Consider the following 16,947-nt stretch of genomic DNA (forward strand, 5'->3'; position numbering starts at 1 on the left):
ATGAGAAGCCGAAACAGTGATCGGGGGAAGGGCCTCGCCTTCGCGGCGGCCGTCGTGGTGCTCGCCGCCGTCGGCGTCTACCTCACGATGAGCCCGCCGTCGAGCTCCTCCTCCGAAGGTGACGAGCAGACGAGGGAGCAGTCGGTCGTGGCCACCTCGCAGGCGACGGCCGCGGTCCGCGAGCCCAGCCCGGTGGCCACGACTCCCGGCGCCTTCGACGTGTACGCGTACCTGCCGTTGTCGAGGGAGGAGATCGGGGCGGCGGCCGACCTGGCACGCCGCTTCACCGAGGCGTACGGCACCTTCTCGCCCGGCGAGGAGCCGGCGGCGCGGGCCGACCGGCTGAAGCGGTTCGCGACCGACGAGTTCGCCGGCCAGCTCACCAGGACCGTCACCGACCCCGCGGTGGTGGAGCAGAACGAGGCCGACCAGGTGACGTCCAAGGCGTCGGCGAAGGTGACGACGATCCGCGACATGACGGCCGACCAGGTGGTGTTCGTCGTCGACTCGGCCCGCCATGTGACGGACAAGAACGGCCAGAAGGACGTGCCCGAGCGGTTCGCCGTGACCGTGATCAAGGCGGGGACCGACTGGCGGGTGTACGACCTGCAACTGGCCGACGCCGGTCAGGACGGGGACAGCTCGCCGTGACCGCCCCGCCGCGCATCACTTCGTCCGGCGCCTCGACGCGCGTCGTGCGCAGGCTCGCGTCGGCGGGGCGGAACTGGCGGACGATCGCCGTCGCCCTCATCGTGATCGTGCCGGCCACGCTGTTCGGCTCGATCATCCTGATGACCCCCAGCCCGTCGATCCTCTTCGGCGGCGGCGCGGCCGAGAACTGCGCCGAGGCGGCCACGGGGGAGTCCGCCGGCGGGGCCGCCGCCGACGTCTCGCAGACGGCCCAGGGCGACATCCCCTCCGACTACCTGGAGCTCTACAAGAAGTTCGGCAAGCAGATCGGCGTGCAGTGGAACGTCCTGGCCGCCATCGGCAAGCGGGAGACGAACCACGGCCGCTCGACGCTGCCGGGGGTGCGCAGCGGCACCAACTACGCGGGGGCCGCAGGGCCGATGCAGTTCCTCGTCAGCACCTGGGGCGGCCAGGCCAAGATGAAGATCGAGCCGGGCATCAACGGCTACGCCTCCGACGGCGACGGGGACGGCTACGGCGACGTCTACAACCCGGCGGACGCGATTCTCGGCGCGGCCAAGATGCTCAAGCGCAACGGCGCGCCCGACGACCTCAGAAGGGCGATCTTCGTCTACAACCGGGCCACCTGGTACGTCGACCAGGTGCTGGAGATCGCCAAGCGCTACGCGGCGACCGGGGACATCGGCGTGCCGCCGGAGGCCGACCCGGCCTGCGACTCCGGCTACGTCGACAGCGCCCCCGACGACGTCGTACGCAAGATCCTCGAGTACGCTCTGGCGCAGCGGGGCAAGCCGTACCGGTGGGGCGGCACGGGCCCGGACGCCTACGACTGCTCGGGGATCATCTACATGGCCTACCGCAACGCGGGTCTGACCATTCCCCGCACGACCTTCGGCCAGTGGCCCTTCGGTATGAAGATCGAGGAGGGGCGGGAGCAGCCCGGTGACCTCGTCTTCTTCAACGCCGGCCCCGGCACGTCCAAGGACAGCCCGGGGCATGTCGGGATGGTCGTGTCGCCCGGCAAGATGATCGAGGCGCGGTGCACGCTGTGCGGGCCCATCAAGGTCTCCTCGTACCGCGACCGGCCCAACATCGTGGGCTTCACCCGGCCGCTGGAGAACGAGACCGTCATCGCGCAACTGAAGCGGGCGCAGACGTGACCGGCACGCGGCTCGTCGTCGGGGCCGCGATCGTCGAAGGCGGCCGTCTCCTGGCCGCCCAGCGGTCCGGGCCCCCGGCGCTGCGCGGCGGCTGGGAGTTCCCCGGCGGGAAGGTCGACCCGGGGGAGGACGAGCGCGCGGCGCTGGTGCGCGAGTGCGCCGAGGAGCTCGGGGTCCAGGTCGTCCTCGGACGCCGCGTCGGCGGGGACTGGCCCCTGGACGACGGCTACCTGATGCACGTGTGGCTCGCCACCGTCGTCGAGGGCGTGCCCCGCCCGCTTGAGCACCTCGCGCTGCGCTGGCTGGAGCCGCACGAGTTGTACGACGTGCCCTGGCTTCCGGCGGATCTGCCGGTCGTCGCCGCGATCGAGAAGTTGTTGCCGAACCGGAACGCATAGTCGCCGAATCGTTCGCAAGATCGGGCTTTGCTCATGCTTTTACCGAACTACAATCGGTTCTGACCTCGAAGCCGGGCCGACAGGAGGCGAGCGGTGATCGGACGCGCGTATATGAGAGCCGCGTCCTCGGCTGTCGCGTCCGTGGCCATCGCCACGCTGGCGATCCTGGCCGTGGGCCCGGTGATCGGCGCCAGCGCGGACCCGGTGGAGCCGTGCGACCCCGGCCAGGACCCCCAGTGCGCCGTCGTCACGGTCACCGTCACCCAGACGCCGCCGGCCACCTCCTCGGCGAACGCGAGCCCCTCGGCCGAGCCCGTGGTGACCAAGACCGTCACCATCACGCCGACGCCGAAGGCGACCAAGACCAAGGCGCCCAAGCCGGTCGCGACGACGACCGCTCCTCCCGCGTCCACGACGGAGCAGAACCCGCCGCAGACGATCCCGACGCTGACCGACACCCCCGCCACGAGTCCCAGCCCGAGCCCGGAGGACAACGGGCAGGTGCAACTGCCCACCGCGTCGGCCGAGCCGACGCCGGACGTGGCGCAGCAGACCCCCAGCACGGGCGTGACGTTCGAGCAGCCCGATCCCCAGACGGTGCCGATCGAGATCCGCAACGCGTCTCCCGAGTACGACAAGCCGACGCTGGCCCACCGGCTCGCCATCCCCGCCGGGGTGCTCGTCGGCGTCGCGCTGATCGCGTGGCTGATCTTCGAGGGCCGGCTGCGGAGGATGGCGCACGCCGCCGCCGTACGGCGGGCCGGTCCGGCCGCGGCGCGGACGCCGGTTCCCGAGGTGGCGGCCTACCCGGCGGCCTCTCCCGGCTACGCCCCGATGATGGGCTTCGTGCCCGTCCAGCCCTACACGGTGAACTATCCGCAGCAGCCCTACGGCTACCCGGTGCCGTACGGCTATGCCCAGGCCCAGCCGTACGGGTACCCGGTGGCCGACCCCGCCCAGATGCAGGCCCAGGCGCAGGCCCAGATGCAGGCACAGCAGGGCATGGCCGACCCGTGGAGCCAGGCGGTCGGCGAGGCCCAGGCCGGGGTCTGGAACGAGGCCACCCGGCCCGGTCACCTGCCGCAGCAGCCCACGGGCGAGGACCCCACCACCCTGCGCTGACGAACCCCGGGCTGACGAACCTCGCGCAGGCGAGCAGAGACGAACAGAAAGGCGCCGATCGGACGGACCGATCGGCGCCTTTTCCTGGGGCTCAGCGCTGGCGCTTGAAGATCTTCGAGCCCAGCCAGACCAGCGGGTCGTACTTCCGGTCGACCACACGCTCCTTCATCGGGATCAGCGCGTTGTCGGTGATCTTGATGTGCTCGGGGCAGACCTCAGTGCAACACTTGGTGATGTTGCAGTAACCCAGGCCGTGCTCCTCCTGCGCCGACTCCTTGCGCTCGGCCACGTCGTACGGGTGCATGTCGAGCTCGGCGATCCGCATCAGGTAGCGCGGACCGGCGAAGTTCGGCTTGTTCTCCTCATGGTCGCGGATCACGTGGCAGACGTTCTGGCACATGAAGCACTCGATGCACTTGCGGAACTCCTGGGACCGCTCGACGTCGACCTGCTGCATGCGGTACTCGCCCGGCTTCACGTCGGCGGGCGGCGTGAACGAGGGGATCTCGCGGGCCTTCTGGTAGTTGAACGACACGTCCGTCACCAGGTCCTTGATGACCGGGAACGTCCGCAGCGGCGTGACCGTGATGGTCTCGCTCTCCTCGAAGGTGGACATCCGGGTCATGCAGCCCAGCCGGGGCTTGCCGTTGATCTCCATCGAGCACGAGCCGCACTTGCCGGCCTTGCAGTTCCAGCGGACCGCGAGGTCGGGGGCCTGCGTGGCCTGGAGCCGGTGGATGACGTCGAGGACGACCTCGCCCTCGTTCACCTCGACGGTGAAGTCCTCCAGGCGGCCCTCGCCGCCCTCGCCGCGCCAGATGCGGAACTTCGCCTTGTATCCCATCACGACTCCTTGACCGCGGCGTCGTATTCCGCCAGCTCTTCCTCGGTGAGGTACTTCTCCAGCTCGGAGCGCTCGAACAGGCTGATGAGGTCGCCCCGCATGGACGGCTGGGCCCTCTCCTCGACCGTGATGGACGTGCCGTCCGGGTTCGCGGAGCAGACCAGCAGCTTGCGCCGCCACTCGGCCGACATGCCGGGGTAGTCGTCGCGGGTGTGGCCGCCGCGGCTCTCCTCCCGCAGCAGCGCGGCCTTCGCCACGCACTCGCTGACCAGCAGCATGTTGCGCAGGTCGAGCGCGAGGTGCCAGCCGGGGTTGTAGACCCGGCTGCCCGAGGAGGCCGTGTTCTTGGCCCGCTCCTTGAGCTTCTCGATGACCTGCAGGGCCTCGCTGATCTCCTCGGACTTGCGGATGATGCCGACCAGGTCGTTCATCGTGCGCTGCAGTTCGTGGTGGACCTCGTACGGGTTCTCCCCGCCGCTCCGCTCCAGCGGGGCCAGGGCCTCGGCCTTGGCCTCCTCCACGCCGGTCACGACCGGCCGCCTGGCCAGCCCGTCCACGTACGCCGCGGCTCCCGCGCCGGCGCGGCGGCCGAACACCAGCAGGTCGGACAGCGAGTTGCCGCCGAGGCGGTTGGAGCCGTGCATGCCGCCGGAGACCTCGCCGGCCGCGAACAGGCCGGGGACCGACGCCGCGCCGGTGTCGGCGTCCACCTCGACGCCGCCCATGATGTAGTGGCAGGTCGGGCCGACCTGCATGGGCTCCTTGGTGATGTCGACGTCGGCCAGTTCCTTGAACTGGTGGTGCATCGACGGCAGCCGCCTGGTGATCTCGGCGGCGGGCAGGCGGGTCGACACGTCGAGGAACACGCCGCCCTGCGGTGACCCGCGCCCGGCCTTCACCTCGGCGTTGATCGCCCTGGCCACCTCGTCACGGGGCAGCAGCTCCGGCGGACGGCGGTTGTTGGCCTGGTCGTCATACCAGCGGTCCGCCTCCTCCTCGGTCGTGGCGTACTTGTCCTTGAACACGTCCGGGATGTAGTCGAACATGAAGCGGCGGCCCTCGGAGTTGCGCAGGACGCCGCCGTCGCCGCGCACCGACTCGGTCACCAGGATGCCGCGCACCGACGGGGGCCAGACCATGCCCGTCGGGTGGAACTGGATGAACTCCATGTTGATGAGCTTCGCGCCGGCGAGCAGGGCCAGCGCGTGACCGTCACCGGTGTACTCCCAGGAGTTCGACGTGACGACGTACGACTTGCCGATGCCGCCGGTGGCCAGCACCACGGCGGGGGCGTCGAAGACGATGAAGTCGCCCGTCTCGCGCCAGTAGCCGAAGGCCCCGGAGATCGCGTCCCCGTCCTTCAGCAGCCGGGTGACCGTGCACTCGGCGAAGACCTTGATGTACGCCTCGGGGTCGCCGTGCAGCTTCTCGTCCTCCTGCTGCAGGGCGACGACGCGCTGCTGGAGGGTGCGGATCAGCTCCAGGCCGGTGCGGTCGCCGACGTGCGCGAGGCGCGGGTACTCGTGGCCGCCGAAGTTGCGCTGGCTGATCTTGCCGTCCTTGGTGCGGTCGAACAGCGCGCCCCAGGCCTCCAGCTCCCAGACGCGGTCCGGGGCCTCCTTGGCGTGCAGCTCCGCCATGCGCCAGTTGTTGAGGAACTTGCCTCCGCGCATGGTGTCGCGGAAGTGCACCATCCAGTTGTCGCTGCTGTTGACGTTGCCCATCGCGGCGGCGGCGCCGCCCTCGGCCATGACCGTGTGGGCCTTGCCGAACAACGACTTGCAGACGATCGCCGTCCGCTTGCCCTGCTGCCGCGCCTCGATCGCCGCGCGGAGCCCCGCTCCACCGGCTCCGATGACGACGACGTCGTATTCGTGACGCTCCACGTGAAATCCTTAAGCGAACGGGAAGTTGATGACGCCCATGGCGACGAGCCGGACGTACAGGTCGGCGATCATGACCGAGAACAGCGAGGCCCAGGCGAACTGCTGGTGCCTGGCGTTGAGCTTCGAGACCAGGGTCCACGCCTTGTAGCGCAGCGGGTGCCTGGAGAAGTGGTTCAGGCGCCCCGCGGTGATGTGACGGCACGAGTGGCAGCCGAACGTGTAGCAGAGGATCAGGGCCGCGTTCGCGAGCAGAATCCAGCTGCCCAGCCCGGCGGGCTTGTGCACCAGCGCGAGAACCGCGTCGTACGTCAGGATCAGGCCGATGATGATGGCGAAGTAGAAGAAGTAGCGGTGGATGTTCTGCAGGATCAGCGGCAGACGCGTCTCACCCGTGTACTTCCCGTGCGGCTCGGCCACGGCGCACGCCGGCGGCGACAGCCAGAACGACCGGTAGTAGGCCTTGCGGTAGTAGTAGCAGGTGAGCCGGAAACCGCCGGGCAGACCGAGGATCAGCATCCCGGGCGGCAACGTGTACCAGTCGCCGAACGGGGCGAGCCCGAACAACCGGGCCCCCTCGGGGCACGACGTCGCCAGACACGGCGATGAGAAGGGCGCGATGTACGGATCGACGAAGTAGCTCTTGTCGAAGATCGCCCAAATTCCGTAAATCAAGAACAACAGGAGTCCGGCGAACGTGAACGCCGGAGCCAGCCACCATCGGTCGGTTCTCAGAGTGCGCACCCTGATCTGTGCGCGTTGTTTCCTTGCCGGGCTCTCGGCCGTTGTCTGGGTCATCGGAGACCTTCCACCCTCACTGACTCCGCGCACGCCGGAGCGACCGCGCCGTACTGCTCAGGCCGTGCGCGTTATTGGTGGGGCACACATTACGACGAGCACATCACGAAGTGTGAGGAGGGTCACTCCTCCCCGCTGTGATCTCGGTCACTTCGCCGGCAGCTTGACCACGGTCACGAAGAATTCGTCGATCTGGCGTACTACCCGGGTGAACTGGTCGAAATCTACGGGTTTGGTGATGTACGCGTTGGCGTGCAGGTTGTATCCCCGCAGGATATCCTGCTCGGCCTCCGATGTGGTGAGGATCACAACGGGGATGGTCCGCAGCGAGGGGTCCTTCTTGACCTCCTCCAGCACCTCGAACCCGTTCACGCGGGGCAGGTTGAGGTCGAGCAGCACCAGGTCGGGCCGGGGCGCCGAGTCGTACTGCCCCTCGCCGCGCAGGTAGGCCAGCGCCTGCTCGCCGTCGTTGACCACGTGGAGGTTGTTGCCGACCTTGTTGTAGGAGAACGCCTCCTGACAGAGCAGGACGTCGCCCGGGTCGTCCTCGACCAGGAGGACCTCGATCGGGCGGAACTCACTCATCGGGGTCTCCCAAAGCCGGCAGGGTCCAGCGGAACGTGGCTCCGGCGTCCTCGTTCGTGTCGAGCCAGATCCGGCCGCCATGATATTCGACGATTTTGCGGCACAGGGCCAGTCCGATGCCCGTCCCGGGATAGACGTCCCTCGGATGCAGGCGCTGGAAGATCAGGAAGATGCGGTCGGCGTACTTCGGCTCGACGCCGATCCCGTTGTCCGAGCAGCTGAACTCCCACATGTCGCCGTCCCGCCGTACGCCGATGTGGACGCGGGGAGGCTCCTCGGAGCGGAACTTGAGCGCGTTGCTGACGAGGTTCTGGAAGAGCTGGGTCAGCAGCGTGCGGTTGCCGACGACCTTGGGCATGTCGTCGTGGGTGACCGTCGCGCCGGTCTCCGACAGCCGGGCGTCGAGGTTGCGCAGGGCGCCGGCCAGCGCGTCGCCCGTGTCCATCTCCTCCGGCTCGCCGCCGACCCGGCCCACACGGGAGAAGTCGAGCAGGTCGTTGATGAGCAACTGCATGCGGCGGGCGCCGTCGACCGCGAAACCGATGTACTGCCGGGCGCGGTCGTCGAGCCGGTCGGCGTAGCGCTGCTCGAGCATCTGGGTGAAGCTCGCCACCTTGCGCAGCGGCTCCTGCAGGTCGTGGCTGGCCACGTAGGCGAACTGCTCCAGCTCGCGGTTGGAGCGCCTGAGCTCCTCGGTCTGCTCGGCGAGCTGCTGGCGGGCCTCGACGGACGACTGCCACTCGGTCATGATCCGGCGGCGCATCCCGTCGATGTGGCCCGACAGCTCCCACAGCTCGGCCGGCCGCTCGACCCCGAGCTCGTGGTCGAAGTCGCCCGCGGCCACCGCCCGGACCTGCCGGGTCAGCCGCGCGATCGGGCCCACGACCGCGCGGCGCACGATCAGCGCGCAGAACACGATCGCCAGCACCATCGCGCCGGCCAGCGCCGCGACCGCCAAATAGATGGTGTTCCAGCCGGAGTAGAGCCGATCCCTGGCGATGTCGTGCAGCCGCCCCAACAGGGCCTGCTGCGTGTCGAGCGCGCTCCTGACCGCCGAGAAGCGCTGGAGGTTGTTCTTGGCCAGGTCGGTGAGCGGGGCCGGGCCGCTCTTGAGGGTCCGCGCGACCACCGGCTCGGCGTAGTCGCGCCGCCACGCGGTCGTGGCGTCGGTGATCTCGCGGATCTGGCGGCGCACGCCGTACCCCTGGGGCAACCGGGGGACGAGCCTGGCGATCGCGCCGGTCGCCGACCGCTCCTCGGCCACCCCCTGGCGGTAGGAGTCGAGGTACTGCTGCTCGCCGGTGAGCCCGTATCCGCGGATCGCGCCCTCCTGCGCCTGCACCGCACGGGCGACGCGCAGCGTCTGCAGGGCGGCGGGGTCGACCGCGTCGACGAGGGTCTGCCGGGCCTCGTGCGTCGTGGAGAGCGCGAGCAGGATGGCGCTAATAGCGATCACGAAGACGAGCAGGACGCCCGCTCCGGCGAGCACGAACCACCGGCTGACCGGCAGGCGCGCGCCCCGAGCGGACGGCGTCAGCGGGGGCAGCGGGGGCGGCGCATCCTCATGCGCCTCCACATGCGCGTCCACATGCGCGTCCACATGCGCGTCCTCATGTGCCTGCACATGCGCCTGCTCAGTGGGCTGCGGCGCCGTCATGCTCCACTCTCCCGTACGCCCTGCTTCTCATGGCCGCGGGCGACGAGGACGGCCGCGACGTCGTCGTGCATGGCGCCGTCGAGGCTGGCGATGATGCGGTCGAGGTCGATCCCCGCCTGGGCGCGGATCAGGTTCGCCAGCCCCTCGGTGCCGAGCAGGTCGCGGTTCTCGCCGACCGTGGCCTCGATGAGGCCGTCGGTGTAGAGCAGCAGCGACCACCGGTCGCCGAGGGTGACGTCGATGGGCGTCCACTCGATGTCCGGGAAGATCCCGAGCGGCGGGCCCGACGGCGTCTCGGTGACCACGCCGAGCACGCCGTCGCGCAGCAGCAGCGGCGGTGGGTGACCGATCACGTGCAGGCGCGCGGTGGTCAGGTCGGGGGCGATGGTCGCGGTGCACATCGTGGTGAAGATCTCCGGCGACTTGCGCTCGTGCCGCAGCAGCGTGTCGAGCGTGCGCAGCACGTCGTTGCCGGTCTGCCCGGCCAGCACCAGCGTGCGCCAGGCGATGCGCAGCGCCGTGCCGAGGGCGGCCTCGTCGGGCCCGTGCCCGCACACGTCGCCGATCAGCACGTGCACCGCCCCGTCGGGCGTCTGCACGGTGTCCCAGAAGTCGCCGGCCAGCAGCCCGCCCGAGCGTCCGGGAAGGTAGCGGGCCTGGTGGTGGAGGAGATCGGGGTCGAGCAGGGGGACGGGCAGCAGGCCGCGTTCGAGCCGGGAGTTCTCCTTGCTGACGATGCGTTCCTGCAGGAGTTCGCGCATGGCGAGGTCGGCGCGCTTGCGCTCGATGGCGTAGCGGATGGCACGGATCAGCAGCCGGGCGTCGACGTCCTGCTTGACCAGGAAGTCCTGCGCTCCGGCGGCGACCGCCTCGATGCCGACGTGCGCGTCCCCGAGCCCGGTGAGGACGAGCACCGCCGTGTCGGTGGACATGGCGAGGACCTGCTGCAGCGCCTCGAGCCCTGACGCGTCGGGAAGGGAGAGGTCGACGAGCACGCACTGCACGTCGTCGGTGAGCCGCGCGCGTCCCTCGGCGAGCGTCCGTGCCCAGGTGATCTTCGGCGGCCTCTCGGCGCCCGCCAGCAACTCCTCGACGAGAAACGCGTCGCCGGCGTCGTCCTCGATCAGCAGGAGGGTGAGCGGATCGGGCAGATCAGGGGAGACCGGGGTCACGAACGCCTCTCGTCAGCGTCGGCATCATCGTCGTGCAGCATCGTGTGCACAAACCTATCGTCTGGAAACCGCTCGGTTAGGGCTCACACGTCAACGAGCGCCTCTATTCCCTGGGGAAGCGTCCCCTCACGTGCGGCCTCCCCGAGGAACGACAACAGCGTCCCACGGAAGGCCTGCGCCGCCCGAGTCGGCTCCACGTCTTTGCGGTGGGCGAGGGCGACCGTACGGCGCAGACCGGGCAGCAACGGCGTGCCCGTCAGGCTCGGCCGGTTCTCCAGCACCATCGAGGGCACCACCGCGATGCCCAGCCCCGCCTCGACGAACCGCAGCACCGCGTCCATCTCCCCGCCCTCCACCGCGAAGCGCGGCTCGAACCCCGCCTGCCGGCAGGCCGCCAGCGTCGCCTCGCGCACGTCGTAGCCCCTGCGGAACATGACCATCGGCCGTCCGCGCAGGTCCTCGATCCGCATGTACGATCGGCGCCCCCGGGGCGACGTGGAGGCCACGACGAGGTTCTCGCTCAGGATCTCCTGGGTCACCAGGGACGGATCGCTGCTCTGCAGCGGCAGGATGATCAGCGCCAGATCGAGCTGGCCCCGGGCGAGGTCGCGGACGAGGTCGCGGGACCCGCCCTCCTCGACCTTCAGCTCCACGCCGGGGTAGTCGCGGTGGAAGCGGGCCAGCGCGTCGGCCAGCAGCCCGGCGCACAGCGACGGGGTCGCGCCGAGGCGCACCCGCCCCCGCCGCAGCCCCGCCAGCTCGGCGACCTCGCGCCGGGCGGTCTCGGCGTCGGCGAGCATGCGACGCGCGAGCGGGAGCAGCGCCTCACCCGCCGGGGTGAGCGTGACGTTGCCCCGGGCCCGGCTGAACAGGGGCGCTCCCAGCTCGGTCTCGAGGCTCTTGATCTGCTTGCTCAGCGACGGCTGGGCGACCCGCATCCGCTCCGCGGCCTGGGTGAAGTGCCGCGTCTCGGCCACGGCCATGAAGTAGGCCAGTTGCTGGAGCTGCACACCTCAATAGCCTAGGGCTATCGCCGAAGCCGGCTCGATGCGCCCCCCGTGGTGTGGCGCGGTGTGAAATTCGTCGCACACTCTCGGGACCTTCGACTCTTGGAAACCGTGTGGGACAGAGCGCATAGCCGGGGGCTATCGAAACCAGACCTGTCATGACTTGGACGTCTGAACAGCACGAACCTAGCGTGTGCATTCGTGACTGCCACTGTTGACCACTCTGTGGACTCTGCTTCCGTGGATCGCGGCTCGGCGACCGCTCCGGTGCCCGTGCATGACGCACCCCGCAAGCCCGCCGGGCCGGCGCCGCGTACGCCCGCCCGCCGCGGCCTGCTCGGCACGTCGGCCGGCAGGAAGGCCGTCATGGCCGTCACGGGCGCCGTTCTCGTGCTCTTCCTGATCACGCACATGCTGGGCAACCTCAAGATCTTCTTCGGCGCCGACTCCTTCAACCACTATGCAGGCTGGTTGCGGACCGTGGGCTCGCCCGCGTTGCCGAACCGCACCGTGCTGACGATCACCGAGATCGTGCTCGCGCTCAGCGTCGTGCTGCACATGTGGGCGGCGGTGTCGCTCGCCCGACGGGCCGCCAAGGCGCGGCCCGTGAAGTACGCGGCCAAGCGGAAGTCGCAGGCCAACGGGTATGCCACGCACACCATGCGGTACGGCGGCGTGATCATCCTGCTGTTCGTGATCTGGCACCTGCTGGACATGACCTTCGGCACGGTGAACCCCGAGGGCGGCGACGCCACGCCGTACGCCCGGATGATCGCCGGCTTCCAGCCCGACCGCTGGTGGGTGGCGCTGTTCTACCTCGTCGCCATGGTGATGGTCGGCCTGCACCTGCGCCACGGCCTGTGGAGCGCCTTCCAGTCGCTCGGCCTGACCCGCCGACCCCGCGTCCGCAGCACGCTGCAGACGACCGCCGTCGCGGTCTCAGCGGTGCTGGTGCTCGGGTTCGTCTCCGCGCCCGTCTGCATCCTGATCGGAGTGGTCAAGTGAAGTTCCGCCGCCGCGCCCAGCAAGACAACCAGCAAGACAACCAGCAGGACAACCGGCAGGTGAACGTCCAGCGGGAGAGCCGGGGCGCAGAGCCGGCCATCGTCGGGCACTACCGGGTCGGCGACCCCATCCAGGACACCAAGGCGCCGGCGGGCCCGATCGAGGACCGCTGGGACAAGCGTCGTTTCCAGGCCAAGCTGGTCAACCCCGTCAACAAGCGCAAGCTGACCGTCATCGTCGTCGGCACCGGCCTGGCCGGCGGCTCCGCCGCGGCCACGCTCGGCGAGCTGGGCTACAAGGTCAAGTCGTTCTGCTACCAGGACTCGCCCCGGCGGGCCCACTCCATCGCCGCACAGGGCGGCATCAACGCCGCCAAGAACTACCGCGGCGACGGCGACAGCGTCTACCGGTTGTTCTACGACACGGTGAAGGGCGGCGACTACCGCGCCCGCGAGTCGAACGTCTACCGCCTCGCCCAGGTCAGCGTGAACATCATCGACCAGGCCGTGGCGCAGGGCGTGCCGTTCGCCCGCGAGTACGGCGGCCTGCTCGACACCCGGTCGTTCGGCGGCACCCAGGTGTCGCGTACCTTCTACGCCCGCGGCCAGACGGGCCAGCAGCTCCTGCTCGGCGCCTACCAGGCCCTGGAGCGGCAGGTCGCGGCGGGGAACGTGGAGGTGTACACCCGCCACGAGATGCTGGAGCTCATCGTCAGCGGCGGCCGGGCCCGGGGCATCGTGGTCCGCGACATGGTCACCGGCGAGATCGAGACCCACCTCGCCGACGCGGTCGTGCTCGCCAGCGGCGGCTACGGGAACGTGTTCTACCTGTCCACCAACGCCAAGGGCTGCAACACCACGGCGATCTGGCGGGCGCACAAGAAGGGCGCCTACTTCGGCAACCCCTGCTACACGCAGATCCACCCGACCTGCATCCCGCAGAGCGGCGACCACCAGTCGAAGCTGACGCTGATGTCGGAGTCGCTGCGCAACGACGGCCGGGTGTGGGTGCCCAAGCGCAAGGGCGACGACCGCGCGCCGGGCGACATCCCCGAGGACGAGCGCGACTACTACCTGGAGCGCATCTACCCGGCGTTCGGCAACCTCGTGCCGCGCGACATCGCCAGCCGCGCCGCCAAGAACGTCTGCGACGAGGGCCGCGGCGTCGGTCCCGGCGGGCTCGGCGTCTACCTCGACTTCGCCGACGCGATCAGGCGGATGGGCCGGGAGGCCGTCGAGAAGAAGTACGGCAACCTCTTCGAGATGTACGAGCGCATCACCGGCGAGAACCCGTACGAGGTGCCGATGCGCATCTACCCGGCCGTCCACTACACGATGGGCGGGCTGTGGGTGGACTACGACCTGCAGTCCACGATCCCCGGGCTGTTCGTGATCGGCGAGGCCAACTTCTCCGACCACGGCGCGAACCGCCTGGGTGCCTCGGCCCTCATGCAGGGCCTGGCGGACGGCTACTTCGTGCTGCCGACGACGATCGGCGACTACCTCGCGGGGGCCGGTTCGTTCGGGCCGGTCGAGGAGGGCGACGTCGCGGAGGCCAGGAAGGCCGTCCAGGACAAGATCGACAAGCTCCTGTCCGTGAACGGCGACCGCACCGCCGACTCCTTCCATCGGGAGCTCGGCCGGATCATGTGGGACTACTGCGGCATGGAGCGCACCGAGGAGTCGCTGCGCAAGGCGCTGGAGCGCATTCCCGAGCTGCGCGAGGAGTTCTGGAACAACGTCAAGGTGCCGGGCGACGCCGAGGGGCTCAACCAGGCGCTCGAGCGCGCCGGCCGGGTGGCCGACTTCTTCGAGCTCGCCGAGCTGATGTGCATCGACGCGCTGCACCGTACGGAGTCGTGCGGCGGCCACTTCCGGGCCGAGTCGCAGGACGAGGACGGCGAGGCGCTGCGCGACGACGAGAACTTCGCCTACGTCGCGGCGTGGGAGTGGACTCCGGAGGGCCCGGTCCTGCACAAGGAAGAGCTGAACTACGAGTACGTCAAGATGACCCAGCGGAGCTACAAGTGAACCTGACCCTCAAGATCTGGCGGCAGAACGGCTCGTCGGACAAGGGACGGATGGTGACCTACCGGGTCGAAGACGTCTCGCCTGACATGTCGTTCCTGGAGATGCTCGACGTCCTCAACGAGCGGCTGATCCTGGAGGGCGACGACCCGGTCGCCTTCGACCACGACTGCCGCGAGGGCATCTGCGGCATGTGCGGCATGGTCATCAACGGCGTCGCGCACGGCGAGCAGAAGCTCACCACGACCTGCCAGCTGCACATGCGGCACTTCAAGGACGGCGACGTCATCACGATCGAGCCGTGGCGGGCGGCGGCGTTCCCGGTGATCAAGGACCTCGTCGTGGACAGGTCGGCGTTCGACCGGATCATCCAGGCGGGCGGCTTCATCTCCGTTCCCGCCGGGTCCGCGCCGGAGGCGCACTCCGTGCCGGTGCCGAAGGCCGACGCCGACGCCGCCTTCGACGCCGCGACCTGCATCGGCTGCGGCGCCTGCGTCGCGGCCTGCCCGAACGGCTCGGCCTCCCTGTTCACCGCGGCGAAGATCACTCACCTGAGCCTGCTGCCGCAGGGCCAGCCGGAGCGCGAGTCGCGCGCCAGGGCGATGGTCGAGCAGATGGACGCCGAGGGCTTCGGCGGCTGCACCAACACCGGCGAGTGCACGGCGGTGTGCCCCAAGGGCATCCCGTTCGACACGATCGCTCAGATGAACGCCGACTACCTCAAGGCCGCCTCGAAGTAGCAGACGAGTGACGTGGGCCGGTCGGCCGGAACATAATCACCCCTCCTCCCGGGTAACGTGTGATTTGTGTTGGCGTAACACGCCTGCCGTGTCCCCGCAGGCGAGGGAGTGAGCATGCCCGTGACCGGTCCACGTTCCACCTTGAAGGTCGCGTCCGCAGTCCATGGCGCGGCCGTCGTCGTGCGTGTGGAAGGCGATCTCGACGCCGGCACCGTGCATCTGCTCCATGAGGAGTTGCACCGGGTCTGGGAGTCGCCGGGGACGTCCGTTCTCGTGATCGACGCCGCCGAGCTGATGTTCTGCGACTCGCGCGGGCTGAGCGAGCTGATCTCCGCGTTGCAGCGCGGCCAGGCCCTGAACGTCCGGTTGATACTGAGCGGCGTGCAGGGCGTGCTGCGCCGGGTGCTGACGATCACCGGTCTGCGCAACGTGTTCGAGCAGCACCCGACGGTCGCGGAGGCGCTCAGCCGCGCGGCCGACGCCGGTCCGCGTCTTCCCCAGCCCGGCGGCGGGCCGGACCCGGACTCCGATTCCGGCGGGTTGTACGAGATCGCCGGCGACCGCTGAGCGTCCCTGAGCCCCCGCCGTCCTGTCCTTGCCTCCCCCTGCCTGCCGGGGTAGGTAGAGGTGTAACTTCTCTGTAGATCTTCCATGGGGAGGGTCTTTCAGGATGAGGACAGGCGATGACGACGAGACTTGGCGTCACGGTGAGCCATGAGGCGACCCACACTCTCGTCACCCTGACCGGCGAGCTTGATGTGATCTCCGGCGAGCGGCTGCGCACCGTGTTCGCCAAGTTGTCGGAGGAGGGCGTCACCCGGCTGGTCGTGGACACCTCCGAGCTGACCTTCTGCGACTCCATGGGCCTGCGGCTTCTGCTGGAGACGCACGACCGCGCCGTGGAGGCGGGCGGGTTCATGAAGCTCGCCGGCGTCAAGGGCGTCTTCCGGAGGATCCTCACGGTGACCGGGCTGCACGCCGCGTTCCCCATCTATGAGACCCTCGCGGACGCCCAGGCGGCTGTGACCGACTGACCCCGGTCAGAGGGCGCTCCTGACCTCCGTCCGGAGCGCCGGCAGATCGACCCCGGCGTCGGCCAGGATGCGGACGCCCAGGCCCTCGCCCTCCCGGATGACGCCGAGGAGGATGTGCCCGTCGCGGATGTCCCTGCTCTTGAGCGCGATGGCCTCGCGCAGCGCGAGTTCGAGCGTCTTCTTGGCCCGCGGCCCGAAGGACGCCCGGCGGCCGCTGCGAAGCGCGCCTCGATGGTCGCGGTGCGGTTGCCGGTCCAGCGCCCCGGGCCCGAAGACCTCCTCGATCCTCTCCCGTACGGCTGACAGGTCGATGCCGATCGTCTCCAGGGCCTCGGCGTCGATGTCCCCGCCCGTGGCGTCGCCGAGGATCCGGACGACCTCCCTGCGGACCCGCTCGTGATCGACGCCGCGCGCCGCGAGTAGCCGGGCCGACAGCGTCTCCGGGCGGCTCAGCAGGCCGAGCAGCAGGTGTTCTGTGCCCACCTGTCCGTGCCGGAGCGTCCTGGCCTGCTCCTCGGCGTGCAGCACGACCTCCCGGGCGTCTTGGGTGAACCTTTCCAGCATCTACTTCTCCCGTCTCAGCAGTCCTCGCCCGCCTGCGTACTTCTTGTGCACCGCCTGCCGGGACACCCCGAGCAGGAGCGCGATGTCCTGCCACGACCACCCCGCGTTGCGGGCGTTCTCCACCTGCAGCGCCTCGAGCCGTTCCACCAGGAGCCGCAGGGCCCGTACGGCCCGCAGGCCGACGGCCGGATCGCGGCTGCCGGCGTCGCTCGCCAGTTGTGCCGTATCGCTCATGTCGTCAACATAGGTTGACAGCCCTCTCTGTGTCAACCTTGGTTGACGCATTGATCGGCGCAGGTA

The 16,947-nt window shown here is 69.6% G+C and carries 18 protein-coding genes; 9 read left to right on the forward strand and 9 right to left on the reverse strand.

What is annotated here, in order from left to right; genetic code table 11:
* The 4 genes from ABZ860_RS16345 to ABZ860_RS16360 all read left to right on the forward strand — a co-directional run bounded on the left by ABZ860_RS16345 (window position 1) and on the right by ABZ860_RS16360 (window position 3,331).
* A complete protein-coding gene (locus ABZ860_RS16345; RefSeq protein WP_357220562.1) occupies window positions 1-651 on the forward strand; it encodes a hypothetical protein in 651 nt (216 codons plus the stop codon).
* Window positions 648-1,811: a bifunctional lytic transglycosylase/C40 family peptidase gene (locus ABZ860_RS16350; protein ID WP_357220564.1), complete on the forward strand. Its 1,164-nt coding sequence runs from the start codon at window positions 648-650 to the stop codon at window positions 1,809-1,811. Before ABZ860_RS16345 ends, ABZ860_RS16350 begins: the two co-directional genes overlap by 4 nt.
* The gene (locus ABZ860_RS16355) at window positions 1,808-2,209 is read left to right on the forward strand and encodes a (deoxy)nucleoside triphosphate pyrophosphohydrolase (protein WP_357220566.1); all 402 of its coding nucleotides are present in this window, start codon (window positions 1,808-1,810) and stop codon (window positions 2,207-2,209) included. Before ABZ860_RS16350 ends, ABZ860_RS16355 begins: the two co-directional genes overlap by 4 nt.
* Before the next feature lie 93 nt (window positions 2,210-2,302).
* Window positions 2,303-3,331: a hypothetical protein gene (locus ABZ860_RS16360; RefSeq protein WP_357220567.1), complete on the forward strand. Its 1,029-nt coding sequence runs from the start codon at window positions 2,303-2,305 to the stop codon at window positions 3,329-3,331.
* A gap of 91 nt (window positions 3,332-3,422) precedes the next feature.
* Here ABZ860_RS16360 and ABZ860_RS16365 read toward each other — a convergent pair whose 3' ends face one another.
* The 7 genes from ABZ860_RS16365 to ABZ860_RS16395 all read right to left on the reverse strand — a co-directional run bounded on the left by ABZ860_RS16365 (window position 3,423) and on the right by ABZ860_RS16395 (window position 11,280).
* On the reverse strand, window positions 3,423-4,175 hold the full coding sequence (locus ABZ860_RS16365) for a succinate dehydrogenase/fumarate reductase iron-sulfur subunit (RefSeq protein WP_139577390.1): 753 nt from the start codon (window positions 4,173-4,175) through the stop codon (window positions 3,423-3,425).
* Entirely contained in the window at window positions 4,175-6,061 is a 1,887-nt protein-coding gene (locus tag ABZ860_RS16370; protein WP_357220569.1) for a fumarate reductase/succinate dehydrogenase flavoprotein subunit, read from the reverse strand. Before ABZ860_RS16370 ends, ABZ860_RS16365 begins: the two co-directional genes overlap by 1 nt.
* Before the next feature lie 9 nt (window positions 6,062-6,070).
* A complete protein-coding gene (locus ABZ860_RS16375) occupies window positions 6,071-6,856 on the reverse strand; it encodes a hypothetical protein (RefSeq protein ID WP_357220571.1) in 786 nt (261 codons plus the stop codon).
* A gap of 147 nt (window positions 6,857-7,003) precedes the next feature.
* Entirely contained in the window at window positions 7,004-7,441 is a 438-nt protein-coding gene (locus ABZ860_RS16380; RefSeq protein WP_357220573.1) for a response regulator, read from the reverse strand.
* The gene (locus ABZ860_RS16385; RefSeq protein ID WP_357220575.1) at window positions 7,434-9,098 is read right to left on the reverse strand and encodes an ATP-binding protein; all 1,665 of its coding nucleotides are present in this window, start codon (window positions 9,096-9,098) and stop codon (window positions 7,434-7,436) included. The genes ABZ860_RS16380 and ABZ860_RS16385 overlap by 8 nt, the downstream gene beginning before the upstream one ends.
* On the reverse strand, window positions 9,095-10,270 hold the full coding sequence (locus ABZ860_RS16390) for a fused response regulator/phosphatase (RefSeq protein ID WP_357220577.1): 1,176 nt from the start codon (window positions 10,268-10,270) through the stop codon (window positions 9,095-9,097). The genes ABZ860_RS16385 and ABZ860_RS16390 overlap by 4 nt, the downstream gene beginning before the upstream one ends.
* Window positions 10,271-10,353: 83 nt before the next feature.
* A complete protein-coding gene (locus tag ABZ860_RS16395) occupies window positions 10,354-11,280 on the reverse strand; it encodes a LysR substrate-binding domain-containing protein (protein WP_357220578.1) in 927 nt (308 codons plus the stop codon).
* Between the two features lie 198 nt (window positions 11,281-11,478).
* Between ABZ860_RS16395 and ABZ860_RS16400 the strand changes: the two genes are divergently transcribed.
* The 5 genes from ABZ860_RS16400 (at window position 11,479) to ABZ860_RS16420 (ending at window position 16,083) form a co-directional block, all read left to right on the forward strand.
* Window positions 11,479-12,282, forward strand: coding sequence for a succinate dehydrogenase cytochrome b subunit (locus tag ABZ860_RS16400; RefSeq protein ID WP_357220580.1), 804 nt, complete (start codon window positions 11,479-11,481; stop codon window positions 12,280-12,282).
* A 98-nt stretch (window positions 12,283-12,380) separates the two neighbouring features.
* Entirely contained in the window at window positions 12,381-14,312 is a 1,932-nt protein-coding gene (locus ABZ860_RS16405; protein ID WP_357220789.1) for a fumarate reductase/succinate dehydrogenase flavoprotein subunit, read from the forward strand.
* Window positions 14,309-15,049: a succinate dehydrogenase/fumarate reductase iron-sulfur subunit gene (locus ABZ860_RS16410; protein WP_193204874.1), complete on the forward strand. Its 741-nt coding sequence runs from the start codon at window positions 14,309-14,311 to the stop codon at window positions 15,047-15,049. Before ABZ860_RS16405 ends, ABZ860_RS16410 begins: the two co-directional genes overlap by 4 nt.
* Window positions 15,050-15,169: 120 nt before the next feature.
* Window positions 15,170-15,616 (forward strand): STAS domain-containing protein, encoded by a 447-nt coding sequence (locus tag ABZ860_RS16415; RefSeq protein WP_357220581.1) that lies wholly within the window; start codon window positions 15,170-15,172, stop codon window positions 15,614-15,616.
* Window positions 15,617-15,732: 116 nt separating this feature from the next.
* Window positions 15,733-16,083, forward strand: coding sequence for an STAS domain-containing protein (locus ABZ860_RS16420; protein WP_357220583.1), 351 nt, complete (start codon window positions 15,733-15,735; stop codon window positions 16,081-16,083).
* 6 nt (window positions 16,084-16,089) lie between these two features.
* Here ABZ860_RS16420 and ABZ860_RS16425 read toward each other — a convergent pair whose 3' ends face one another.
* Window positions 16,090-16,647, reverse strand: a complete 558-nt coding sequence (locus tag ABZ860_RS16425) for a Clp protease N-terminal domain-containing protein (protein WP_357220584.1) — start codon at window positions 16,645-16,647, stop codon at window positions 16,090-16,092.
* The gene (locus ABZ860_RS16430; RefSeq protein WP_030507490.1) at window positions 16,648-16,881 is read right to left on the reverse strand and encodes a hypothetical protein; all 234 of its coding nucleotides are present in this window, start codon (window positions 16,879-16,881) and stop codon (window positions 16,648-16,650) included.
* Window positions 16,882-16,947 lie beyond the last annotated feature (66 nt).

Source organism: Microbispora sp. NPDC046973, from assembly GCF_040644495.1.
In the GTDB taxonomy this organism is placed as follows: Bacteria; Actinomycetota; Actinomycetes; order Streptosporangiales; family Streptosporangiaceae; genus Microbispora.

Coding starts and splice junctions, on each gene's coding strand:
- ABZ860_RS16345 (WP_357220562.1), top strand. CDS start 1: ATGAGAAGCCGAAACAGTGATCGGGGGAAGGGCCTCGCCTTCGCGGCG.
- ABZ860_RS16365 (WP_139577390.1), bottom strand. CDS start 4,175: ATGGGATACAAGGCGAAGTTCCGCATCTGGCGCGGCGAGGGCGGCGAG.
- ABZ860_RS16375 (WP_357220571.1), bottom strand. CDS start 6,856: ATGACCCAGACAACGGCCGAGAGCCCGGCAAGGAAACAACGCGCACAG.
- ABZ860_RS16380 (WP_357220573.1), bottom strand. CDS start 7,441: ATGAGTGAGTTCCGCCCGATCGAGGTCCTCCTGGTCGAGGACGACCCG.
- ABZ860_RS16385 (WP_357220575.1), bottom strand. CDS start 9,098: ATGACGGCGCCGCAGCCCACTGAGCAGGCGCATGTGCAGGCACATGAG.
- ABZ860_RS16420 (WP_357220583.1), top strand. CDS start 15,733: ATGACGACGAGACTTGGCGTCACGGTGAGCCATGAGGCGACCCACACT.
- ABZ860_RS16425 (WP_357220584.1), bottom strand. CDS start 16,647: ATGCTGGAAAGGTTCACCCAAGACGCCCGGGAGGTCGTGCTGCACGCC.
- ABZ860_RS16430 (WP_030507490.1), bottom strand. CDS start 16,881: ATGAGCGATACGGCACAACTGGCGAGCGACGCCGGCAGCCGCGATCCG.